General features: G+C 62.7%; 18 protein-coding genes. 12 read left to right on the top strand and 6 right to left on the bottom strand.

Features of this window, described 5'->3' with window-relative positions; translation table 11 throughout:
- Positions 1 to 424 precede the first annotated feature (424 nt).
- The gene (locus LB556_RS29290; RefSeq protein ID WP_224571015.1) at positions 425 to 2065 is read left to right on the top strand and encodes an ABC transporter substrate-binding protein; all 1641 of its coding nucleotides are present in this window, start codon (positions 425 to 427) and stop codon (positions 2063 to 2065) included.
- A gap of 755 nt (positions 2066 to 2820) precedes the next feature.
- Here the strand turns inward: LB556_RS29290 and LB556_RS29285 are convergent.
- Complete coding sequence (locus LB556_RS29285; RefSeq protein ID WP_224571014.1) at positions 2821 to 3336, bottom strand: hypothetical protein; 516 nt, start codon at positions 3334 to 3336, stop codon at positions 2821 to 2823.
- Positions 3337 to 3653: 317 nt separating this feature from the next.
- On the opposite strand from LB556_RS29285, the gene LB556_RS29280 reads away from it, so the two are divergent.
- The 4 genes from LB556_RS29280 to LB556_RS29265 all read left to right on the top strand — a co-directional run bounded on the left by LB556_RS29280 (position 3654) and on the right by LB556_RS29265 (position 6509).
- Positions 3654 to 4226 (top strand): hypothetical protein, encoded by a 573-nt coding sequence (locus tag LB556_RS29280; protein WP_224571013.1) that lies wholly within the window; start codon positions 3654 to 3656, stop codon positions 4224 to 4226.
- Positions 4226 to 4573, top strand: a complete 348-nt coding sequence (locus tag LB556_RS29275; protein WP_224571012.1) for a hypothetical protein — start codon at positions 4226 to 4228, stop codon at positions 4571 to 4573. The genes LB556_RS29280 and LB556_RS29275 overlap by 1 nt, the downstream gene beginning before the upstream one ends.
- Positions 4574 to 5109: 536 nt before the next feature.
- Positions 5110 to 5709 carry a hypothetical protein gene (locus LB556_RS29270; protein WP_224571010.1) on the top strand — a complete coding sequence of 200 codons (600 nt, stop codon included), beginning with the start codon at positions 5110 to 5112 and terminating at the stop codon, positions 5707 to 5709.
- On the top strand, positions 5706 to 6509 hold the full coding sequence (locus LB556_RS29265) for an ATP-binding protein (protein ID WP_224571009.1): 804 nt from the start codon (positions 5706 to 5708) through the stop codon (positions 6507 to 6509). Before LB556_RS29270 ends, LB556_RS29265 begins: the two co-directional genes overlap by 4 nt.
- Before the next feature lie 149 nt (positions 6510 to 6658).
- Here LB556_RS29265 and lepA read toward each other — a convergent pair whose 3' ends face one another.
- The gene (gene lepA / locus LB556_RS29260; protein WP_224571008.1) at positions 6659 to 8464 is read right to left on the bottom strand and encodes a translation elongation factor 4; all 1806 of its coding nucleotides are present in this window, start codon (positions 8462 to 8464) and stop codon (positions 6659 to 6661) included.
- A 208-nt stretch (positions 8465 to 8672) separates the two neighbouring features.
- Here lepA and LB556_RS29255 point away from each other — a divergent pair, with 208 nt between their 5' ends.
- The 4 genes from LB556_RS29255 to msrA all read left to right on the top strand — a co-directional run bounded on the left by LB556_RS29255 (position 8673) and on the right by msrA (position 12060).
- Complete coding sequence (locus LB556_RS29255; RefSeq protein WP_224571004.1) at positions 8673 to 9734, top strand: TadE/TadG family type IV pilus assembly protein; 1062 nt, start codon at positions 8673 to 8675, stop codon at positions 9732 to 9734.
- Positions 9735 to 10004: 270 nt separating this feature from the next.
- On the top strand, positions 10005 to 10709 hold the full coding sequence (locus LB556_RS29250) for a DUF1223 domain-containing protein (RefSeq protein WP_224571002.1): 705 nt from the start codon (positions 10005 to 10007) through the stop codon (positions 10707 to 10709).
- 98 nt (positions 10710 to 10807) lie between these two features.
- On the top strand, positions 10808 to 11104 hold the full coding sequence (locus LB556_RS29245) for a hypothetical protein (RefSeq protein WP_224571000.1): 297 nt from the start codon (positions 10808 to 10810) through the stop codon (positions 11102 to 11104).
- Between the two features lie 230 nt (positions 11105 to 11334).
- Positions 11335 to 12060, top strand: a complete 726-nt coding sequence (gene msrA / locus LB556_RS29240; RefSeq protein WP_224570999.1) for a peptide-methionine (S)-S-oxide reductase MsrA — start codon at positions 11335 to 11337, stop codon at positions 12058 to 12060.
- Between the two features lie 161 nt (positions 12061 to 12221).
- Here msrA and LB556_RS29235 read toward each other — a convergent pair whose 3' ends face one another.
- Positions 12222 to 13226, bottom strand: coding sequence for a cytochrome d ubiquinol oxidase subunit II (locus LB556_RS29235; RefSeq protein WP_224570998.1), 1005 nt, complete (start codon positions 13224 to 13226; stop codon positions 12222 to 12224).
- A 4-nt stretch (positions 13227 to 13230) separates the two neighbouring features.
- The gene (locus LB556_RS29230) at positions 13231 to 14592 is read right to left on the bottom strand and encodes a cytochrome ubiquinol oxidase subunit I (RefSeq protein ID WP_224570997.1); all 1362 of its coding nucleotides are present in this window, start codon (positions 14590 to 14592) and stop codon (positions 13231 to 13233) included.
- 239 nt (positions 14593 to 14831) lie between these two features.
- On the opposite strand from LB556_RS29230, the gene LB556_RS29225 reads away from it, so the two are divergent.
- Positions 14832 to 15758 carry an ABC transporter ATP-binding protein gene (locus LB556_RS29225; protein WP_224570996.1) on the top strand — a complete coding sequence of 309 codons (927 nt, stop codon included), beginning with the start codon at positions 14832 to 14834 and terminating at the stop codon, positions 15756 to 15758.
- Entirely contained in the window at positions 15755 to 16516 is a 762-nt protein-coding gene (locus LB556_RS29220) for an ABC transporter permease (protein ID WP_224570995.1), read from the top strand. The genes LB556_RS29225 and LB556_RS29220 overlap by 4 nt, the downstream gene beginning before the upstream one ends.
- 40 nt (positions 16517 to 16556) lie before the next feature.
- Here LB556_RS29220 and LB556_RS29215 read toward each other — a convergent pair whose 3' ends face one another.
- A complete protein-coding gene (locus LB556_RS29215; RefSeq protein WP_224570993.1) occupies positions 16557 to 17594 on the bottom strand; it encodes a phosphatidylglycerol lysyltransferase domain-containing protein in 1038 nt (345 codons plus the stop codon).
- Between the two features lie 432 nt (positions 17595 to 18026).
- Between LB556_RS29215 and LB556_RS29210 the strand changes: the two genes are divergently transcribed.
- Positions 18027 to 19211 carry a flavin-containing monooxygenase gene (locus LB556_RS29210; RefSeq protein ID WP_224570988.1) on the top strand — a complete coding sequence of 395 codons (1185 nt, stop codon included), beginning with the start codon at positions 18027 to 18029 and terminating at the stop codon, positions 19209 to 19211.
- Here LB556_RS29210 and LB556_RS29205 read toward each other — a convergent pair.
- A complete protein-coding gene (locus LB556_RS29205; protein ID WP_224570987.1) occupies positions 19203 to 19427 on the bottom strand; it encodes a hypothetical protein in 225 nt (74 codons plus the stop codon). The two genes, LB556_RS29210 and LB556_RS29205, sit on opposite strands and share 9 nt — an antisense overlap.
- Positions 19428 to 19468 lie beyond the last annotated feature (41 nt).

Below are 19468 nucleotides of genomic sequence, written 5' to 3'. Positions count from 1 at the left end.
CCAAGCGCGTTCCTTCCTCTCCCTCCGGAGGGGGGAGAGGTGGCTCGGCGAAGCCGAGACGGAGTGGGGGAAGCCGCCGGTGAAACGCGAAGCCGCAGGCAAACGCGTCGCTCTTACTCGAAGTCCCACCGATGCCCTGCAGCGGAGACGCCTGGCAGGCAAGAGGGAGCAATGCGACGGCAGGCCCTTTCGCAGTCGGACGCCCAGCGCCCATCCCTGCCTGCGGAGCATCGCACAAGTCCTGCGGATTCCAGAACATTTCCTCGCCCCGCCCCGCTCTATCATTCCCCGCTCAGGCAACGACGCCCCGGTGGTCGCGACCGCCTCCGCGTTGGCGAACTGTCGGGGCGAGCCTGTTTTCGTGCATGCCGTTGCCCCAGGCCGCCGTGCTTCGGACGCCATGCGCCAACAAGAGGGAACGACGATGAAGTTCATGCTGACCGACCGCAAGCTCCACCCGCGCGCCAAACCCGTCGCCGATGAGTTCAGGAAGGGCGGCATCAGCCGCCGCGAATATCTGGCGCTGATGGCCGGGCTCGGCGTCAGCGCCGCCGGCGCCTTCGCCCTGGGCGGCCTGGCCGCGACCCCGGCACGCGCCGCCGAGCCGAAGAAGGGCGGCATCCTGCGCGTCGCCATGAACGTCAAGGGTTTCAAGGACCCGCGCACCTTCGACGGCGTCGAAATGTCCAATATCGCGCGCCACTGCAACGAATATCTGGTGCGCTGGAACACCGATTTCTCGTTCGAGCCCTGGCTCCTGGAAAAATGGGAGATGAGCGACGACGCCAAAACGCTGACGCTGAATGTGCGCAAGGGCATCATCTGGTCGAACGGCGACGCCTTCAATGCCGACGATGTCGTCCACAACCTCACCCGCTGGTGCGAGGCCGGCGTTGCCGGCAATTCGGTCGCCGCGCGCATGGGCGCGCTGGTCGATGCCGACACCAAGAAGGTGGTCGATGGCGGCATCGAGAAGGTCGACGACTTCACCATCAAGCTCAATTTGCCCAAGCCCGACATTTCGCTGATCGCCGGCATGGCCGACTACCCGGCGCTGATCATGCACCGCTCCTATGACGGCAACGGCGACCCCAAGAAGGCGCTGGCGATCACCACCGGCCCCTGCGAGCTGGTGAAGTGGGACGCCGAGACCGGCGCCGAGGTCAAGCGCAGGGACAAGCCATGGTGGAAGGGCGAATTCTACCTCGACGGCATCCAGTGGATCGACTACGGCTCCGATCCCAACGCCATGCTGTCGGCCTTCGAATCCGGCGAGATCGACACCGACCACGAAACCGCCTCCGACGCCGTCTCGCAGACCGAGAAGATGGGGCTGGAGAATTCCGAGATCGCCACCGGCTCGACCATCGTCGCCCGCTTCAATGTCGCCAATCCGCCCTATGACGACGTCAAGGTGCGCCGGGCGGCGCAGCTCGCCGTCGACAATTCCGCGGTGCTGAAGCTCGGCCTCGATGGCCGCGGCAAGCCCGCCGACAACCACCATGTCGGCCCCATGCATCCCGAATATGCCGATATCGGCCCGGCCAAGCGCGACGTGGAGGCGGCGAAGAAGCTGATCGCCGAATCCGGCAAGGCGGACCACGAATACGAGCTGATCTCGGTCGACATCGAATGGCAGAAGACCACGGCCGACGCCATCGCCGCGCAGATCCGCGAGGCCGGCCTCAAGATCAAGCGCACCGTGCTGCCCGCCGCCACCTTCTGGAACGACTGGAGCAAGTTCCCCTATTCCTGCACCGAATGGCTGGGCCGTCCGCTCGGCGTCCAGGTGCTGGCGCTGGCGTACAAATCCGGCGCTGCCTGGAACGAAAGCGCCTATGCCGACAAGGAGTTCGACGAACTGCTCGACAAGGCGCTGGCCATGCCCGACCCCAAGGCCCGCAAGCAGGTCATGGCTGAGATCGAGCAGAATCTGCGCGACTCGGGCATCATCATCCAGCCCTACTGGCGCTCGGTCTACCGCACCTACCGCAAAGGCATCGAAGGCTGCGAACAGCACCAGGCGCTCGAGCAGCATTTCGAGAAGGTATGGATCGAAAGCTAAGGGCTTCGCCAGCCTCGGGTTCCTCTCCCCCGATCGACGGGGGGGAGGAAAGGCCCCCTTCCGCAACTGCTGCGAAGGGTGGGCAGACAGGTGAGGGGCAGCGCCGACGTTCTCAGGGGAAAATGGCCGGCGCGCATGCCGGTGAGACAATTGCCTGAGCCCCGCGCCGGCCACCAGCGACCTTATAAAGGTCCGCCGCCCGATTTATGTACCCGCCCCGTGCCGCGCGATCAACCAAGCCCGGCGATTGGTACGAATTCATACCATCCTTCGCGCGAGACTTGGCAGCGCCATCGGCGACAGGCCGGAAAAGACGCCGTTCAGCGCCGGCGCGGGCCTTGAAGCGGAAGCTATCTGCAGGGTTGCGATACCGGACAGGCGATGGCCGTCACGGCCGAAAGTCTCTCGCGCCTGTCCAGCGTCGGCTTTGCATAGGTCTTTTTCATGGATAGTCCCCCTGGCCCCCAATGGCCGAGTCCAAAGGCGCCGCTATTCCTGCGATGTCAATGCGGACGCGCGGACCGACTGGCGAAGAGCGTCCTTCCTTCTCCCCCTGTGGGAGAAGGTGGATTGCCGCAAAGCGGCAAGACGGATGAGGGGTGTTCCAGCTTGGCGGCACCATCAAAACCGCACCAGATCGGCGCGAAACCACCACCCTCGCGCTCCGTGGCGCACCCCTCATCCGTCTCGGCGCTGCGCGCCGATCCACCTTCCCCCACAAGGGGGGAAGGAAGAAGCGCCGCGCCCGTTCCCGCTCACCGTGCAGGCTTCAGCAGCGTCCAGATCCAGCCGGCGAAGGTCGCCACCAGGAAGGGATAGCCGGCCGCCGGCAGTGGCGCCGAGGTCGGCAGCAAGGGCGTGCCCCACAGCACCATGCCCACCGAGGCCAGGAACAGCGCGGCGGCGACGAAGGCAGTGAACCGCATCCACAGTGCGAACGTGCTGGGCACGCTGACCATGACCAGCGCCGCCGCCCACAACGAGATGCCGCCGACATAGCTGGGCACGCTGGCCTCGAGCCCCGCCGCATTGCCGGATAGGAGCACGCTTTCGCCGGCCAGGAAGGTCAGGAAGCCCGCGGCCACGCAATCATTGCCCAGCCGCTGGTATCTCATGGTGAGCAACGCCGTCGCCGCCACCAGAGCCACGCCGTCGATCGCCCAGAGCGTTTCGCGCAGCGGAGCGCTGGCGACGAAGGTGCCGGCAAGCCCGAAGATGCCGCCGGTGGCGAGGCCGAGAGAGGCGGTGGTGTCTAGAGGGATGGTGCGCATGTTATGTCCCCCAACTCGGGGAGAAGGATACGCCCAGGTGAGTTATTCTCAAGGGGGCGTTGTCCGGAGGGCGGCGGCTGGCCGGCTCATACCTGATTTTCGCGCCCGTCCCCTCAGCTCGAAGCAGAGCATTGCCGAACCCTGACCGGAAACGAGCCGAAGGCGCCAGCACGCCATCGGTCGCGAAAGCCGTGCCCGTCAAAGCATCTGAATGCTTGTATCGCGCGCGACGCGCGCAATGAAGAACCAAGCCCTCCTTGACATCCGGCAGTGGGCAAACTACATCTCATCTTAAGCACGTGAGATAGGTGATTGAAATGAGAATCGATATGGCTGAGGTAGCTGGGGCGCCGATTCTATCTGGTGCCATCAATGGTAAGGCCGCATTCGCTGAGTTTGTCAAAATGGTTGATGGCGAACCTAACGAGCCCTCCCCTTTGTTCCTCGATTTTAGGAACATTGACGTTGCTACCGCCAGCTATCTTCGTGAATCCGTGTTTGCATTGAAGACGTACATGCGCACGAGGAACTCCAGATACTATCCCGTTGTCACCAATATAAACAACCTAGTTGCGGATGAGTTGTCGGTGATTGCAACCCTGAAGAACGATGTCATTATGAGCTGTCAGATCGACGAGAATCGCAATATATTGACTCAGGAGATAATCGGGACTCTAGACCCGAAACAGAAGATGACGTTCGATCTTGTTATGAGATCAAAGGAGATAGACGCTAATAGACTTATGGAACAGTTCGGAGAGTCTGAGAAGACAAAAGGTACGACAGCGTGGAATAACCGTCTATCTGGTTTGGTTTCAAAAGGGATCATTCGCGAATTTGTCCAGGGCAGAGCGAAAGTCTATCGCCCGCTCTTTGAAGGGGGTGCATAGTGGGTGCCGAATTCTTAGGTAAAACCAAAAACACAATAATCAAACACATTGACGCCAAGCGCGTTGCGCTGGCGACGCCAGATTTTTTTACCAAAGTACCGACAGATGAACCGCGTTGTGCCATTGCAACGATATCAGTTGGGGCCACTGTAAAAGACGGTGACTTGCTGATCGTTGAGTCGCGAAACGGCTCAGTGGATGCTCGGCGAGGTAACAGTATTGTAGCAAAGTTCGACAACCCCACGAGTGATCTTGTAGCTGCGATTGGCAAATCAGGCGGCGCGGCCAATGGCATCGCTAAGCGCGTGCACAAGATATCGAAGAAGGTGGAAGTTTCGTTGTGCTAAATCGCCCGCGCCTAGACACAAGATGTAACGATACAGTTGTCAGATCTCTGACTGATGATCCCGCACACCATACGATGGCGCTAGGTTGTCCCACTTGTCCGCACAGGGAGACCTGCGGCGGCCTGTCTCTTGCTGCCTCCATCATTGACTGCTTTGATTTTTGCTGCGCAGATCCCGAGCATTGCACTCGGGTCTGTCGCAACAATCCGCAACAGTTTGTTTCTCAGGTTCGCGAGATTGATGGTTTCGATTTGAGCAACGTCCACCGCAGTCAGAATTTGCCTATATACTTTGTCGGCGACATCATTCCCCTCGTTTATCATGGGGGCAGGCGCAGTCAGCCACTGACACAAGGCATTTTTGCCCTACGTTTTTCTGATCTAATCGACTTCAAGAATGGGGAACTGAGATTCCGCACCCGAGGAGATTTATGTCGCGCATTTCGGATAGATCTCTCCGGGCAAATCGTTCTGACAGGGGTCAACCATGACCATCTCATTGAACCATGGTGGTCGTTGGGAGAGGCTCGGATACGATTGATCGAGGGACTGAGAATGTTGGGTGTTACAACGATTACAACGCCTAACTTCAGTGTTGTGCTGGATAACCCACGGACCGATGACTTGCATGCGATCAAGCGTATCGCGATTACCTTTGCGGAGTTCCAGCAAGGAGGAATCCCGTGTGCTCTTCATTCTCATGGTCGCACGCTGAAGGACTTTGAGCGGTGGGAGAAATTTATCGCGGAGCGCGAAGAGATCTCAATGTTGGCCTACGAGTTCATCACAGGCCCTGGAACAAAACTCCGAAAGGATTTCCATCTTGATCGGCTGGCGGAGCTTGCGCGAGGCGCAGGACGCAGTCTGGACATCATTGTCCGCGGTGACCCCCAAGTCATACCGGTTCTGAGGCAGCATTTTCGCAGAGTAGTTTACATCGATACGACCGCGTTCATAAAAACAATGAAACGGCAGATCGCCGAGAGATCTTCTAACAGGCGCCTTGAATGGATTTCCTCGCCAACTGTGGGTGGCGAAGATATAGATCGCTTATATAGTCGCAACGTTTCTGAGCAGATCGCCTTTTTACGTTCTACTTATTACAGTGGTGATAGGAATACAGAAAAGGCTGCGTGAGGTATACCATCGAGACCCTTACCTTTGATTTAGCTGGTGACATTTGCCTTGCTGCGGAAGGCGGAAGCTTGGTGATAGCCGAGCTCCCTCGGAGCCATGCGGATGCGCTTGGGCCACTATTGGAACTGCGGCACGTCAGGCCTGAAGTAGTGGTCGACCAGAACTGGTTAACTACTACTTCCTACGCAACCCTGCTAATGAATATGACGTTATCGCAAGCCTGTTGGTACGAACCTACTCTAGGGCGACAGGGGTTTATCTCTATTGCAAAACTTAGAAACGACGCGCTTGCTTGGCCTGACTTCATGATAAGAGCGAAACGGGCGGCGCAAAATGCCGGATTTTCCGATGATTATGCTGGGAAGCTGGCTGCGGCGATCGGCGAATTCTACAGCAACGTTATAGAACACAGCCAAAACTTGAACAGCGGATATATCGTATTCTGTGCGAAGAATCGAATGTTTGAGTTTGTCGTCGCGGACGCAGGAATCGGTGTTTTGAACAGCCTCCGAAGCAATCCGAGATTTGCCAACTTGGGCGACTCTGGCAGAGCTTTGGAACTAGCCCTTAGCGAGGGAGTGACGCGCCACACCGATCCCGATCGCGGCAATGGGTTTCGACCGCTTTTTGTAGGCTTAGCTAACATTAGCCGCTTCATTCGCTTCAGGTCGGATGATCACAGTCGAGAGCTCATAAGAGCTGATGACGGGACCATCACCGCACTGACCAGGCAAGTTTCAAAGCTGAGTGGCTTCTTCTGCTCCGTGCTTTGTGAAGCAGTGGGTTCAACTTATCCATAGTTGTCCACAACGACTATGCTTATTCCTCCACCGCGCAGCTTCAACGCCGCGCTGGCGGGGGGCCCGCTGCCTCCGGCAGCTCCCCCGCTTTCGAAGCCTGTCATCGATCCACCGGATCGATGACTTGGCGCTACGCGCCAATCGGCTTCTCAATCCCCCATCTTCAGCGCCTGGATAAACGCCTCCTGCGGAATATCCACTTTCCCAAACTGGCGCATCCGCTTCTTGCCCTCTTTCTGCTTGTCGAGCAGCTTGCGTTTGCGCGAGACGTCGCCGCCGTAGCACTTCGCGGTGACGTCCTTGCGCAGGGCGGAAATGGTTTCGCGGGCGATGACCTTGCCGCCGATCGCGGCCTGGATCGGGATCTTGAAGAGGTGGTGCGGGATCAGCTCCTTCAGCTTCTCGACCATTTGCCGGCCGCGCTTTTCCGCCGCCGTGCGGTGCACCAGCATCGACAGCGCGTCGACCGGCTCCTCGTTGACCAGGATCGACATCTTCACCAGGTCGCCCTCGCGATAGTCGGTCAGGTGATAGTCGAAGGAGGCATAGCCTTTTGAAATCGATTTCAGCCGGTCATAGAAGTCGAAGACGACTTCGTTGAGCGGCAGGTCGTAGGTCAGCATGGCGCGTTTTCCGACATAGGACAGGTCGGCCTGGATGCCGCGCCGGTCCTGGCAGAGTTTCAGGATTCCGCCGAGATAGTCGTCGGGGGTCAGGATGGTGGCGCGGATCCATGGCTCCTCGATGGCCGTGATCTTCACCACGTCGGGCATGTCGGCCGGGTTGTGCAGCTCCTTCATCGAGCCGTCATTGAGCAGCAGCCGGTAGACGACGGAAGGCGCGGTGGCGATGAGGTCGAGGTTGAACTCGCGCTCCAGCCGTTCCTGGATGATTTCGAGATGCAGGAGGCCAAGGAAGCCGCAGCGATAGCCGAAGCCGAGTGCGGCGCTTGTCTCCATCTCATAGGAGAAAGAAGCGTCGTTGAGGCGCAGTTTGCCAACCGCGGCGCGCAGATCCTCGAAATCGGCGGCGTCGACCGGGAACAGGCCGCAGAACACCACCGGCTGCGCCGGCTTGAAGCCGGGCAGGGCGTGCGCGGTCGGGCGCTTGTCCTCGGTGATGGTGTCGCCGACGCGGGTGTCGGCCACTTCCTTGATCGAGCCGGTGAAGAAACCGAACTCGCCGGGGCCGAGCTCCTCGACATTGATGCGGGCGGGCGTGAACACGCCGGTGCGCTCGACCAGGTACTTGGCCCCGGTGCCCATCATGCGGATGGTCTGGCCCTTCTTCAGCACGCCGTCGATGATGCGCACCAGCACGATGACGCCGAGATAGGCGTCGTACCAGCTGTCGACCAGCATCGCCTTCAGGGGGGCTGACGCGTCGCCCTCGCGCGGCGGCGGCAATTGGTGGACGATGGCTTCCAGCACGTCGGGAATGCCCAGCCCGGTCTTGGCCGAGATCAGCACGGCGTTGGAGGCGTCGATGCCGATCACCTCCTCGACCTGCTCGCGGATGCGCTCGGGCTCGGCGGCCGGCAGGTCGACCTTGTTGAGCACCACGACGATCTCGTGGTTGTTGTCGATCGCCTGGTAGACATTGGCCAGCGTCTGCGCCTCGACGCCCTGGCTTGCATCGACCACCAGCAGCGAGCCCTCGCAGGCGGCGAGCGAACGCGACACTTCATAGGCGAAGTCGACATGGCCGGGCGTGTCGATCAGGTTGAGGATATAGTCCTCGCCATTGTTGGCGCGGTATTTCAGCCGCACGGTCTGCGCCTTGATGGTGATGCCGCGCTCGCGCTCGATATCCATCGAGTCCAGCACCTGCTCCTTCATGTCGCGCAGTTCCAGCCCGCCGGTCAGCTGGATCAGGCGGTCGGCAAGCGTGGATTTGCCATGGTCGATATGGGCGACGATGGAGAAATTGCGGATGTGGTCGAGGGGCGTGCTCATGCCGCGCGCTTTAGCAGGGGCGGCAAGCGGCGGCAAGGCTTGCGGCGCAAGGGCTGCCTTGCCGCTCACAAAGCGGTGACATCGGAAAAAAAACCGCAGAAACCGGCCTGTGGGCCAAGAATGCATAAACTTTGATCGATCACATTAGACCTTGGTTTGTCGGCTGCATGGTAATTGCAGGGTCACTAATGGTTGTTGGGGGTTCGAAATGTTCAGGGTTATGCGTGGCTTTGCCCATTCCCGCAGCGGGTCGATGATGCCGCTCTTCTTGGTGAGCCTGATGCCGCTGATCGCGGTCATCGGCTTTTCGGTCGACTATACCAGCGCGGTCCAGACCAGGTCCAACCAGCAGCAGGCGCTGGACGCGGCGATCCTGGCGATCACCACGATGGACACCACCTCGACGCTGGCCCAGCGCCAGACGCTGCTGCAGGATGCCTTCGCCGCCAACGGCGGACAAGGCAGCGCGACGCTGACCAACTTCGTGGCTGGCACCACTGCCACCTCCACCACCGCCCAGGCCACGGCAAGTTTCGCCATGCCGACCGTTTTCATGCAGATCGCCAGGATCGACACCGTGCCGATCACCGTCGGCGCGGCGGTAGCCAAGCCGCCGTCGCTGGTCGCGGCCACCTTCAAGGTCACCGGCGTGTCGGGCTACTGGAACAAGACGATGACGCTCTACGGCACGCAATTCGGTGCGACCGTGGCCAAGCCGCTGATGACGATCGACTACACCTACGGCAAGACCGGTGACCCGAAGGGCTACGGCACCACCAATGTCAACGTCCTGACCACCGATTCAGCCGGCAAGACCGTCACCACCCTGGTCCAGAAGCAGGTCTGTACCGTCGGCAAGGCGCCAACGGGCGTGACGCAGCTGCAGGACGCGAGCGGCACGAAATATTACTGCGTCGATACGATGTACCCGGCCAACAGCGCCGGCGCGGCGATCGACGTCAGCCAGATGGGCGGCCTTTACCTGCAGATGGACGTGCCGTCGGGCAACCCGAAAAAGCTGCTGTCGAACGACCCGACGACGTCCAACCGGCTCTATAGCGGGCTGAGCGCGAGCACCGTCACCGAGACCGCCACCGGTCAGCCCGTCGACATCTTCAGCGTCGTGCCTTGCGGCGCGACCAGCTATCAGGCCTGGGAAGACGGCGGCAACGCGGTCCCGGCGCCGGTCAGCAACGCCGACTTCTTCTACAACGTCACCGGCAAGTGCGACTTCAACAAGCGGCCCTCGGACACGGCCCTGACGCAGTGACGCTGCCTTCTTCCTTCTGCCCTTGAGGGAGAAGGTGTCGCCGAAGGCGACGGATGAGGGGTGTTCCAGCGGAGTGAGGCGTTGGCGTTCCCTGGAACACCCCTCATCCGTCTCGGCGCTGACGCGCCGATCCACCTTCTCCCACAAGGGAGAAGGAAGCGGCGTCGGCGCATCGATCACAAACCGGTGAGCGCTGTAACGAAGCGACAAGTGGCGGCGAAGTGGGGACATGACGGGCGCATCGTGGCGCCCTCCCCACGGAGCAAGCCGATGTCGCCAGTCAAAACCAGCAGGGTCCTCGCACTGTCCGGCCTCGCCGCGCTGGCGCTCGCCGGCACGCTCGCCGGCGCCGCCGCCCAGCCGCTCACCGTGGTCGAGCTGTTCACCAGCCAGGGCTGCTCGTCCTGCCCGCCGGCCAATGCCAACCTCATCAAGGTCAAGGACCAGCCCGGCGTGCTGGCGCTGTCGTTCAACGTCACCTACTGGGACTATCTCGGCTGGAAGGACACGTTCGGCAAACAGGAATTCACCCAGCGGCAAGTGCGCTACGAGCCGCCGCTCGGCCATGACGGGCCGTTCACCCCGCAAGTGGTGGTCAACGGCCATGCCGATGTCGTCGGCGCCGCGCCCGGCGAGATCCAGCACCTGATTTCGGCCAGCGGCCGCGTCAAGGGGCCGGCGCTGTCGCTCGCCGGCGGCAAGGTCAGCATCGGCGCCGGCGCGGCGCCGGGCGGCAAGGCCGACGTCTGGCTGGTGCGCTACACCAAGGGCGTCGTCGAGGTGCCGGTGGCGCGCGGCGAAAACACCGGCCGGACCCTGCCGCACGCCAATGTCGTCCACGCGCTGGAAAAGCTCGGCAGCTGGACCGGCGACGCCAAGACGCTCGACCTGCCGGCAGCCTCGGGCGGTCTCAGCACCGCCGTGCTGGTGCAGTCGCCCGGCGGCGGGCCGATCCTGGCCGCCGCCGCCAACTAGATCACGTTCCAGCAGAGATTTGCGCCGCCGCATGGGCGGCGGCGCAAAAGCCCGGCCGCCCGAAAGGGCGTGCCACCAACCCCACAAGGAAGCCTGCCATGACCAATTTCTCCCGCCTGACGCTGCCGGCGCTCGCCCTCGCTCTGTGCTCGACGGCGCTGTTTGCCGGCGGCATCGCGCGCGCCGACGATGCCACCAATGCGATGAAGCCCGCCGTGGACGCCATGAAGCCGGCCACCGATGCGATGAAGCCGGCAACCGACGCGATGAAGCCGGCGGACCCGATGGCCACCAATTCGATGAAGCCCGCCGCGGACGCCATGAAGCCGGCCACGGACGCCATGAAGCCGGCGACCGATGCGATGAAGCCGGCAACGGATGCCACGGCCAACTGAGATCGGTGCGTGGCCTTCTGTCCCTGGCGGGCTCCCTGTCCAGCCGGGGACAGTTGCCGGAGTCGTCCGGGAAAGCCTCAAACAGTTTTGGAATTGCGCCAGGACAAAAATGCGGGGGCGCACGCGAATGTGAGCCTTCGCCGCAACTCGCGCATCGCGCCACCGTAGCTGATCCAATAGAATGATACCCCAATGGACTGATCCCAGGGGAAGCCATGAGGAGTGCAACCATGACCAATATCAACAACCGTTCTATGGGCGTTGTCCGGGGTGCGCTGGCCGCACTCGCTCTTGCCGTCGCGGGCGCCGCCTTCTGGCTCAGCCCGGCCGTCTCCGCCGAGGACGCGGTGAAGATCCCGCCGCCGGCGATGGATGAAAAGGCGGCCTCGGGCAGCGAGACGGCGATCTTCGCCGGCGGCTGCTTCTGGGGCGTGCAGGGCGTGTTCCAGCACGTCAAGGGCGTCAGCAAGGCCGTCTCCGGCTACACCGGCGGGTCGAAGGAAAATGCCGTCTACGAAACCGTCGGCACCGGCCGCACCGGGCATGCCGAATCCGTCGAGATCACCTACGACCCCTCGAAGGTCACCTACGGCCAACTGCTTCAGGTCTATTTCTCGGTCGCCCACAACCCGACGCAGCTCAACTACCAGGGGCCGGACTCGGGCACCCAGTACCGTTCGACGATCTTTGCCGAAAACGACGCGCAGAAGAAGATCGCGCAGAGCTATATCGCCCAGCTCGACAAGGCCAAGGTGTTCCCCGAGCCGATCGTGACCACGCTGGAGACCGGCAAGACCTTCTACCCGGCCGAAAACTACCACCAGGATTTCCTGACGCTGAACCCGACCTACCCCTACATCGTCTACAACGACCTGCCCAAGGTGGCGAATTTGAAGGCGCTGTTCCCGGCGCTCTACAGCGAAAAGCCGGTGCTGGTGCTGTCGGCGAGCAATTGAGCATAATCTCCCCCCTCGAGGGGGAGATGGCCGGCAGGCCAGAGGGGGTCGGTCCGACCGGGCGCCGGCGCCCTCCGGCGAATGGAGGTTAGCGCCTCACGCGCGGCAACCCCCTCTGTCGCCTTCGGCGACATCTCCCCCTCGAGGGGGGAGATTACCCCTCAATCGTAGGTCAGATCCGTCGCCTTGCCGCCGAACACGCGGTAGGCATAGAACGAATAGAAGATGATGATCGGCAGCACCACCACGGTGCCGGCCAGGATGATGGCGAGGCTTTCGGTCGCCGCCGCCGCCTGCCAGATGGTCAGGCGATCGGGCACCACGAACGGATAGAACGACCAGGCAAGGCCGGCGAAGCCGAGCGCGAAGATGGCGGCCAGCGTCAGGAACGGCGTCAGCGCATGGCGGTCATCGGGCCGCGGCAGATGAAAGGTCTGCCGCCACAGCCAGACAAACAGCAGCGCCGACAGGATCGGCAGCGGCGACAGATAGAGCATCTGCGGCCAGACGAACCATTTGGCGAAGATGCGCGGGCTGGCGAAGGGTGTCGCCAGCGACACGGCGGCCATGCCGAGCGCGGTCAGCACCAGCGCCGTGCGCAGCCAACCCACCGCCTTCTTCTGCAGCGCGCCTTCGGTCTTGTAGATCACCCAGGCAGCGCCCATCGCGGCATAGGCCGCCGCCAGGCAGAACGCCACCAGCACGCCGAACGCCATGCCGCCCGGCCTGATATCGAGGCCGAGCACGTAGACGCCCAACATGTAACCCTGCGCCAGCGAGGCGATCAGCGAGCCCAGGAAGAAAATACGGTTCCAGCGATGTTTCTTGCCCGCCGGCACCTTGGCGCGGAAATCGAAGGCGACGCCGCGCAGGATCAGCCCGACCAGCAGCACGAAGACGGGAATATAGAGCGCGGTCAGGATGACGCCATGCGCCAGCGGGAAGGCGACCAGGAGCAGGCCGACGGCCAGCACCAGCCAGGTCTCGTTGGCGTCCCAGAACGGACCGATCGCCGCGATCATCGTGTCCTGCTCGGTGTCCTCGGCGAGCGAGAACAGGATGCCGATGCCGAGGTCGAACCCGTCGAGGATGACGTAGATCAGGATGGCAAGGCCCATCAGGCCGGCGAAGATCAGCGGCAGCAGGATTGGCCAGTCGTAGGTCATCTTTTCACTCTCCCGCGGCCGGTTGCGACAGCGCTGCGTTGAGAACGCCCGGCAGCGGCGAGGTGTCGCCGTCCTTGGCCGCCTTCAGTGCCAGGTGCACCAGCACGCCAAGATAGGCGATCAGCAAAAGCACGTAGAGGATGAGGTAGACGGCGAGCGTCAGCGCGACATGGCTGCCGGCCACCGGCCCGACGGCGTCGGCGGTCTTCAGCACGCCGGTCACCAGCCAGGGCTGGCGGCCGATCTCGGTCGTGTACCAGCCGGCCAGCGTCGCCAGCCAACCCGACAGCGCCATCGGCACCATCAGCATGGCGAGTGGCCTCGGCAGCGTATGCCGGCGCTTGAGGAAGAAGGCGGCCGACCACGAGACGGCGAGCATCAGGAGCCCGGTGCCGACCATGATGCGGAAGCTCCAGAAGAGCGGAAAGACCGGCGGATGGTTGCCGGGATAGTCGTTCAGCCCCGGCACGACACCGTCGGTGCTGTGCCGCAGGATCAGACTGGCCCCATCCGGAATCGCGACCTCGAATCTGTTTTCCCTGGCCGCCTCGTCGGGCAGCGCGAACAGCACCAGCGGCACGTTGGGGCCGGTGTTCCAGTTGGCCTCCATCGCGGCGATCTTCTGCGGCTGGTGCTCCAGCGTGTTGAGCCCGTGCTGGTCGCCGGCCAGGATCTGGATCGGGATCAGGATGGCGGCGGTGAAGACGCCGGTGCGCAGCGCCTTCCACATCGATTCCGAACGGTCGCCCTTGAGATAGCGCAGCGCCGACAGGCCGGCGATCAGGAACGACACCGTCAGCCCCGAGGCAAGCAGCATGTGCACCAGCCGGTAGGGCATGGACGGGTTGAAGACGATGGCCCACCAGTCGACGGCATGTGCGACGCCATCGCGCATCTCGAAGCCGGCCGGCGTCTGCATCCAGGAATTGAGCGCGATGATCCAGAAGGCCGATACAGTGGTGCCGCCGGCCACCAGCACCGTCGCCAGCGTGTGGACGCGGTTGGAGACGCGGCGGAAGCCGAACAGCATGATGCCGAGGAAGGCCGCCTCGAGGAAGAAGGCGGTGAGGATCTCGTAGGCGAGCAGCGGTCCGGCGATGTTGCCGACATGCTCCATGTAGCCCGGCCAGTTGGTGCCGAACTGGAAGCTCATGGTGACGCCTGAAACCACGCCCATGGCAAAGGACAGCGCGAACACCTTCACCCAGGTGAAATAGGCGCGCATCCAGGCGGAATCATTGGTCGCGTTGTAGCGCAGCTTGAAGAACAGCAGCACCCAGCCAAGGGCAATCGTGATCGTCGGAAACAGGATATGAAACGAAATATTCGCGCCGAACTGCATGCGCGAAAATATGAGCGGGTCCATGGCGGGCTCCGGCTGCTGCAAGTATCGGCGAAGGATAGGCCCGAAGCGGCTCCGGGTCAAAGCGGCGTCCTGCCGCGAGGCTGAACGCCACAGGACAATTTTGCCGGTTGCATGCCGCTGATTTCAGCGTGCGCCGGGCTTCGATGTCGAGAACTGTCAGCAGCGCCATTGACTTGCGGTTGCATGCAACGACAACAGGCCTATATCAGGGGACCTCTTTCAAGCAGCCGTTTTCAGCCATGCCCTCCATTCTCGCCATTTCCGGGGTCTCCAAGACCTACGCCACCGGCTTCACCGCGCTCAAGGAGGTCAATCTCGACATCCAGCGCGGCGAGATTTTCGCGCTGCTCGGCCCCAACGGCGCCGGCAAGACGACGCTGATCTCGATCGTCTGCGGCATCGTCAACCGCTCGTCGGGCACCGTCACCGTCGATGGCCACGACATCAGGAAGGACTATCGCGCCGCGCGCAGCCTGATCGGGCTGGTGCCGCAGGAACTCACCATCGACGCCTTCGAAACCGTCTGGGCAACCGTCAATTACAGCCGCGGCCTCTTCGGCAAGCCGCCCAATCCGGCCTTTGTCGAGAAGGTGCTGCGCGATCTCTCGCTCTGGGACAAGAAGGACGCCAAGGCGATCACCCTGTCGGGCGGCATGAAGCGGCGGCTGATGATCGCCAAGGCGCTGTCGCACGAGCCGCGCATCCTGTTCCTCGACGAGCCGACCGCCGGCGTCGACGTCGAGCTGCGCCAGGACATGTGGGCGATGGTGCGCCGGCTGCGCGAGGACGGCGTCACCATCATCCTCACCACGCACTATATCGAGGAAGCCGAGGCCATGGCCGACCGTGTCGGCGTCATCAGCCGCGGCGAGATCATCCTGGTCGAGGGCAAGGCCGAACTGATGCGCAAGCTCGGCCGCAAGCAGATGACCCTGGAGCTGCGCTCGCCGCTGGACAGTGTGCCCGACGGGCTCTCGCGCTACGCGCTCGAACTGTCGCCGGACGGCAGCCAGCTCACCTACACCTACGACAACCAGAGCGACCGGCCGGGCGTCGCCTCGCTGATCCGCGATCTCGAAGCGGCCGGCGTCCAGTTCCGCGATCTCGACACCAAGAACAGCTCGCTCGAAGAGATCTTCGTCAATCTCCTGAGGCAAGAGCCATGAATCTACGTGCGGTGTGGGCGATCTACCGGGTCGAGATGGCGCGTGCGTTCCGCACCGTCCTGCAGAGCATCATCTCGCCGGTCATCTCGACATCGCTCTATTTCGTTGTCTTCGGCTCGGCCATCGGCTCGCGCATCACCGAAATCGACGGCATCAGCTACGGCGCCTTCATCGTGCCGGGGCTGATCATGCTGTCGCTGTTGACGCAGTCGATTTCCAACGCCTCGTTCGCCATCTATTTCCCAAAATTCGTCGGCTCGATCTACGAGCTCCTGTCGGCGCCGGTGTCCTATCTGGAAATCGTCATCGCCTATGTCGGCGGTGCGGCCACCAAGTCGATCATCCTCGGCCTGATCATCCTGGCCACCGCCTCGCTGTTCGTGCCGTTGCACATCGAACATCCGTTCTGGATGCTCTCCTTCCTGGTCCTGACGGCGGTGACCTTCAGCCTGTTCGGCTTCATCATCGGCATCTGGGCGAAAAGCTTCGAGCAGCTGCAGCTGGTGCCGCTGCTGATCGTCACCCCGCTGACCTTCCTCGGCGGCAGCTTCTATTCGATCCACATGCTGCCAGGCATCTGGAAGACGATCACGCTGTTCAACCCGGTGGTCTACCTGATCAGCGGATTCCGCTGGAGCTTCTACGGCAAGGCCGATGTCTCGGTCGGCGTCAGCCTCGGCATGACGTTGGTGTTCCTGGCCGTCTGCATCGCGATCGTCGCCTGGATCTTCCGGACCGGCTACCGGCTGCGGAACTGATCGGCTGTAGGCGCCCCGCAGCCCGAGATTTGCCGATCTCCTAAATGGCCTTGACCAGCCGCAGCAAGCCCAGCATCTCGATATAGGTCCCCGATCGAAAGGCGATGAAGACCGGCTCCTCGGCGCCGTGGAAGCGGCGCTTGAATGCCGCCTGTCCCTGCAGGTTGAACCTGCGCCGGTTGACCCAGGGTGAATCGTAGGCGCGCTGGAAGGTGTCGCGCCAGAATGCGCTTTCGGCAAATCCGCTCGGGCCGACATCGACGAGCGGCGACAGGCCGAGCGTCACCACCGAAATACCCTCCTCGCGAAAGCGGTCGACGGCGAATTTGGTCAAGCCGATCTCGGCATGCGGCGAGGCATCGACATGCTTGCGCTTGAAGGCGGTGGTGTAGCCGATCACCTTGCCGTCGGCGAACAGCGGATCGAAGTCGAGCAGGGCAACCAACTCGCCATCGGGATGGTGCAGGACGAAACGGCGCATGTCGCTGCCGAGCTGATCGTAGAACGGACGGTTGAGGAAACCCATCTCCCAGCGCTTGACGATGCGGTCGCCGCGCCAGTTTTGCGAGAGGCGGGCAATCTCGTCGAGGTGGATCGTGCGTTTGTCCTCCTCGAACGAAAAGCCTTTCTTCAGCAGCCAGCGCTCGGAATAACGCACCGTTTCGTTGCGCTTGCCGGAAAAATCGTGCTCGGGGAGCTGCAGGCGGGTGTCGATGCCCAGCCGGTTGACCTTGTAGCCGAGCCCGGCCAGCACGTGTGCGGTCTTCGCGCCGACCTGCACGAACCACGGATTGCCCGCGGTCTCGACGAAGCGCCTGATCATGTCGGGCCGGCGGGCCGGAGCCGCCACCGGGTCGCCAAGGGCGAAATGATGCTTCATCTTGGTGCCGAAGGCGATGTAGCCGTCCGCGTCGCCGAAATAGGAAAGCTTGGGCTGCACGGCGGTGGAATAGGCGAGCGAGAAGTCGCCATGGCGGCGAACCAGCGCCAGCCGTTCGACATGCGTCAGCGCCAGCCGCTCGACCTTGGGCGAGGCGCCCTCGAGGATTTTGTCGAAATAGATCCGCAAGGAGGGCATGGTCGAGGATTCCGCGTGCCGTCTGCGGCGTCGCATGCCTTGAATGGCAAGCAAGACCGCCGTGGCGCCTTGATTTCTAGCGGGAAGCCGAATGGGTTACGGTTTCGAATTCCGCCGTCGGAAGAGGTCCGCCCGAACCTCGAATCAATCACATTGCCGCGACCTGATTATCGCCGATGCCGCGCATATGCCATATAGGGCTGGACGTATTCGGGCAGAAGCGGGCAACTGTTTCATGTCGTTGTTTTTGGCCGCTGTTGCGCGACCGACTGTTTTGCCAGGCGGCGGAATGCTCCCGAGCGAGACCGCGGCCTGGCGCAGGGCCTGGAAGATCGGCATCGATTCGCGTTCGGGCTTGCGCGCGATCAAACTGTTACAGCGGCCTGCGAGCCTTTCGGGCTTGCCGCAGGGGCGAATGGGATTCGAAAGTGGATGGCTGATACGACACCCGGGACCATGATGGAGCAGTTGGTGAGGGTCGAGCCTGCAATCGTCATTGGCGCCGGCGCTGCCGGGCTGACCGTCGCGCAGGCATTGATGAAGGCCGGCGTGGCGACGGCGATCCTGGAGAAGGAAAGCCGGCTGGCCGAGCCCTGGCGCCGGCGCCACGTGCAACTGCACCTCAACACCCACCGTGATCTCTCGGCGCTGCCCGGCCTTACCTATCCCAAGGGCACCCCCGCCTTTCCGCACCGGGATGTCGTCATCCGCCATATGAGCGATTTCCATGAGGCGAATCGTTTGCCGGTGGAGTTTGGCGTTTCCGTCGAGGCCATCGTGTCCGGGGGCGACCACTGGGTGGTGCACACCAGCGCCGGCTCGCGACTGGCGCGTCATGTCGTCGTTGCCACCGGCCGCGACCGGGAGCCCTACACGCCGCAATGGAAGGGCATGCAGGCGTTCGCGGGCCGGATCATCCATTCGGCGGATTTTGGCGATGCCCAGGCCTATGCGGGCAAGAAGGTGCTGGTTGTCGGCGCCGGCAATTCGGGCTTCGACGCCCTCAATCATCTGTCGGGCATCGATACCGCAGCTGTCTGGCTGTCGGCCCGCAACGGACCCGTCCTTTTGCCCAAGCGCGTCGGCAAGATCGCCGTGCATCGCCTCTCGCCGCTCATGGCGCGCCTTCCTTTGCGCGTCGCCGATGCGGTGATGGCGGTGACGCAGCGCCTGGTTTTCGGCGATCTCACCAAATTCGGCATGCCGCCGGCACCTGCCGGTGGCGCCAGCCGCCTGACTTCGGACTACACCGCGATCGCCGCGGACGACGGCGCCGTCGACGCCATCAAATCGGGCAGGATCGTTGTGGTGCCGGCGATACAGGAGTTCACCCGCGATGGCGTCATCCTGGCCGATGGCAGCTTGGTTGCACCCGACATCGTCATCGCCGCGACGGGCTACCGTACCGGGCTGGAGCGCATGGTCGGCAATCTCGGCGTGCTCGACGACAAGGGCGTTCCGCTCTTCAACGGCGGCCAGACCGATCCGAAACTGCCCGGCCTGTGGTTCACCGGCATGCGGCCGAGCATCCGCGGCTGCTTTGCCAATGCCGCCATATTGGCCAAGGCGATCGCCAGGCGCATCGCGGGTCCCGGCCAGCCGGGCGGCTCACGCTGATTTCGGCTCCAGCCGCCGGAAACCGACAGCCTCGGTCAGCGTGTCCTCGTCGACCATGCCGGCATTGTAGAGGGCAAGCAAGGTGAGAGCCAGTTCACGTGCTTCGGCGGATTCGGGATGAGCTTCGCGTCGGCGGCAAGCCTCGTCGAAGACACGTTGCAGGGTGGCCACTTCGGCCGGCTTGAGCAAGCCACGATCGTAGATCGACTTCGGCATGGCGGTGATCTCCTGATCACGATCTAGGGCGCCACGTGTAA

It is taken from the genome of Mesorhizobium sp. ES1-4, from assembly GCF_020164745.1.
Classification (GTDB): domain Bacteria; phylum Pseudomonadota; class Alphaproteobacteria; order Rhizobiales; family Rhizobiaceae; genus Mesorhizobium.
The sequence above is the reverse complement of the archived record's forward strand: the minus strand, read 5'-3'. Positions and strand labels throughout refer to the sequence as shown.

Bases quoted from the DNA above. Each gene is read 5' to 3' on its own strand.
- LB556_RS29220 (WP_224570995.1), top strand. From the start codon at position 15,755: ATGAATCTACGTGCGGTGTGGGCGATCTACCGGGTCGAGATGGCGCGT.
- LB556_RS29230 (WP_224570997.1), bottom strand. From the start codon at position 14,592: ATGGACCCGCTCATATTTTCGCGCATGCAGTTCGGCGCGAATATTTCG.
- lepA (WP_224571008.1), bottom strand. From the start codon at position 8,464: ATGAGCACGCCCCTCGACCACATCCGCAATTTCTCCATCGTCGCCCAT.
- LB556_RS29245 (WP_224571000.1), top strand. From the start codon at position 10,808: ATGACCAATTTCTCCCGCCTGACGCTGCCGGCGCTCGCCCTCGCTCTG.
- LB556_RS29250 (WP_224571002.1), top strand. From the start codon at position 10,005: ATGTCGCCAGTCAAAACCAGCAGGGTCCTCGCACTGTCCGGCCTCGCC.
- LB556_RS29290 (WP_224571015.1), top strand. From the start codon at position 425: ATGAAGTTCATGCTGACCGACCGCAAGCTCCACCCGCGCGCCAAACCC.
- LB556_RS29235 (WP_224570998.1), bottom strand. From the start codon at position 13,226: ATGACCTACGACTGGCCAATCCTGCTGCCGCTGATCTTCGCCGGCCTG.
- LB556_RS29210 (WP_224570988.1), top strand. From the start codon at position 18,027: ATGGCTGATACGACACCCGGGACCATGATGGAGCAGTTGGTGAGGGTC.
- LB556_RS29225 (WP_224570996.1), top strand. From the start codon at position 14,832: ATGCCCTCCATTCTCGCCATTTCCGGGGTCTCCAAGACCTACGCCACC.
- LB556_RS29205 (WP_224570987.1), bottom strand. From the start codon at position 19,427: ATGCCGAAGTCGATCTACGATCGTGGCTTGCTCAAGCCGGCCGAAGTG.
- LB556_RS29280 (WP_224571013.1), top strand. From the start codon at position 3,654: ATGAGAATCGATATGGCTGAGGTAGCTGGGGCGCCGATTCTATCTGGT.
- LB556_RS29215 (WP_224570993.1), bottom strand. From the start codon at position 17,594: ATGCCCTCCTTGCGGATCTATTTCGACAAAATCCTCGAGGGCGCCTCG.
- LB556_RS29255 (WP_224571004.1), top strand. From the start codon at position 8,673: ATGTTCAGGGTTATGCGTGGCTTTGCCCATTCCCGCAGCGGGTCGATG.
- LB556_RS29285 (WP_224571014.1), bottom strand. From the start codon at position 3,336: ATGCGCACCATCCCTCTAGACACCACCGCCTCTCTCGGCCTCGCCACC.
- msrA (WP_224570999.1), top strand. From the start codon at position 11,335: ATGACCAATATCAACAACCGTTCTATGGGCGTTGTCCGGGGTGCGCTG.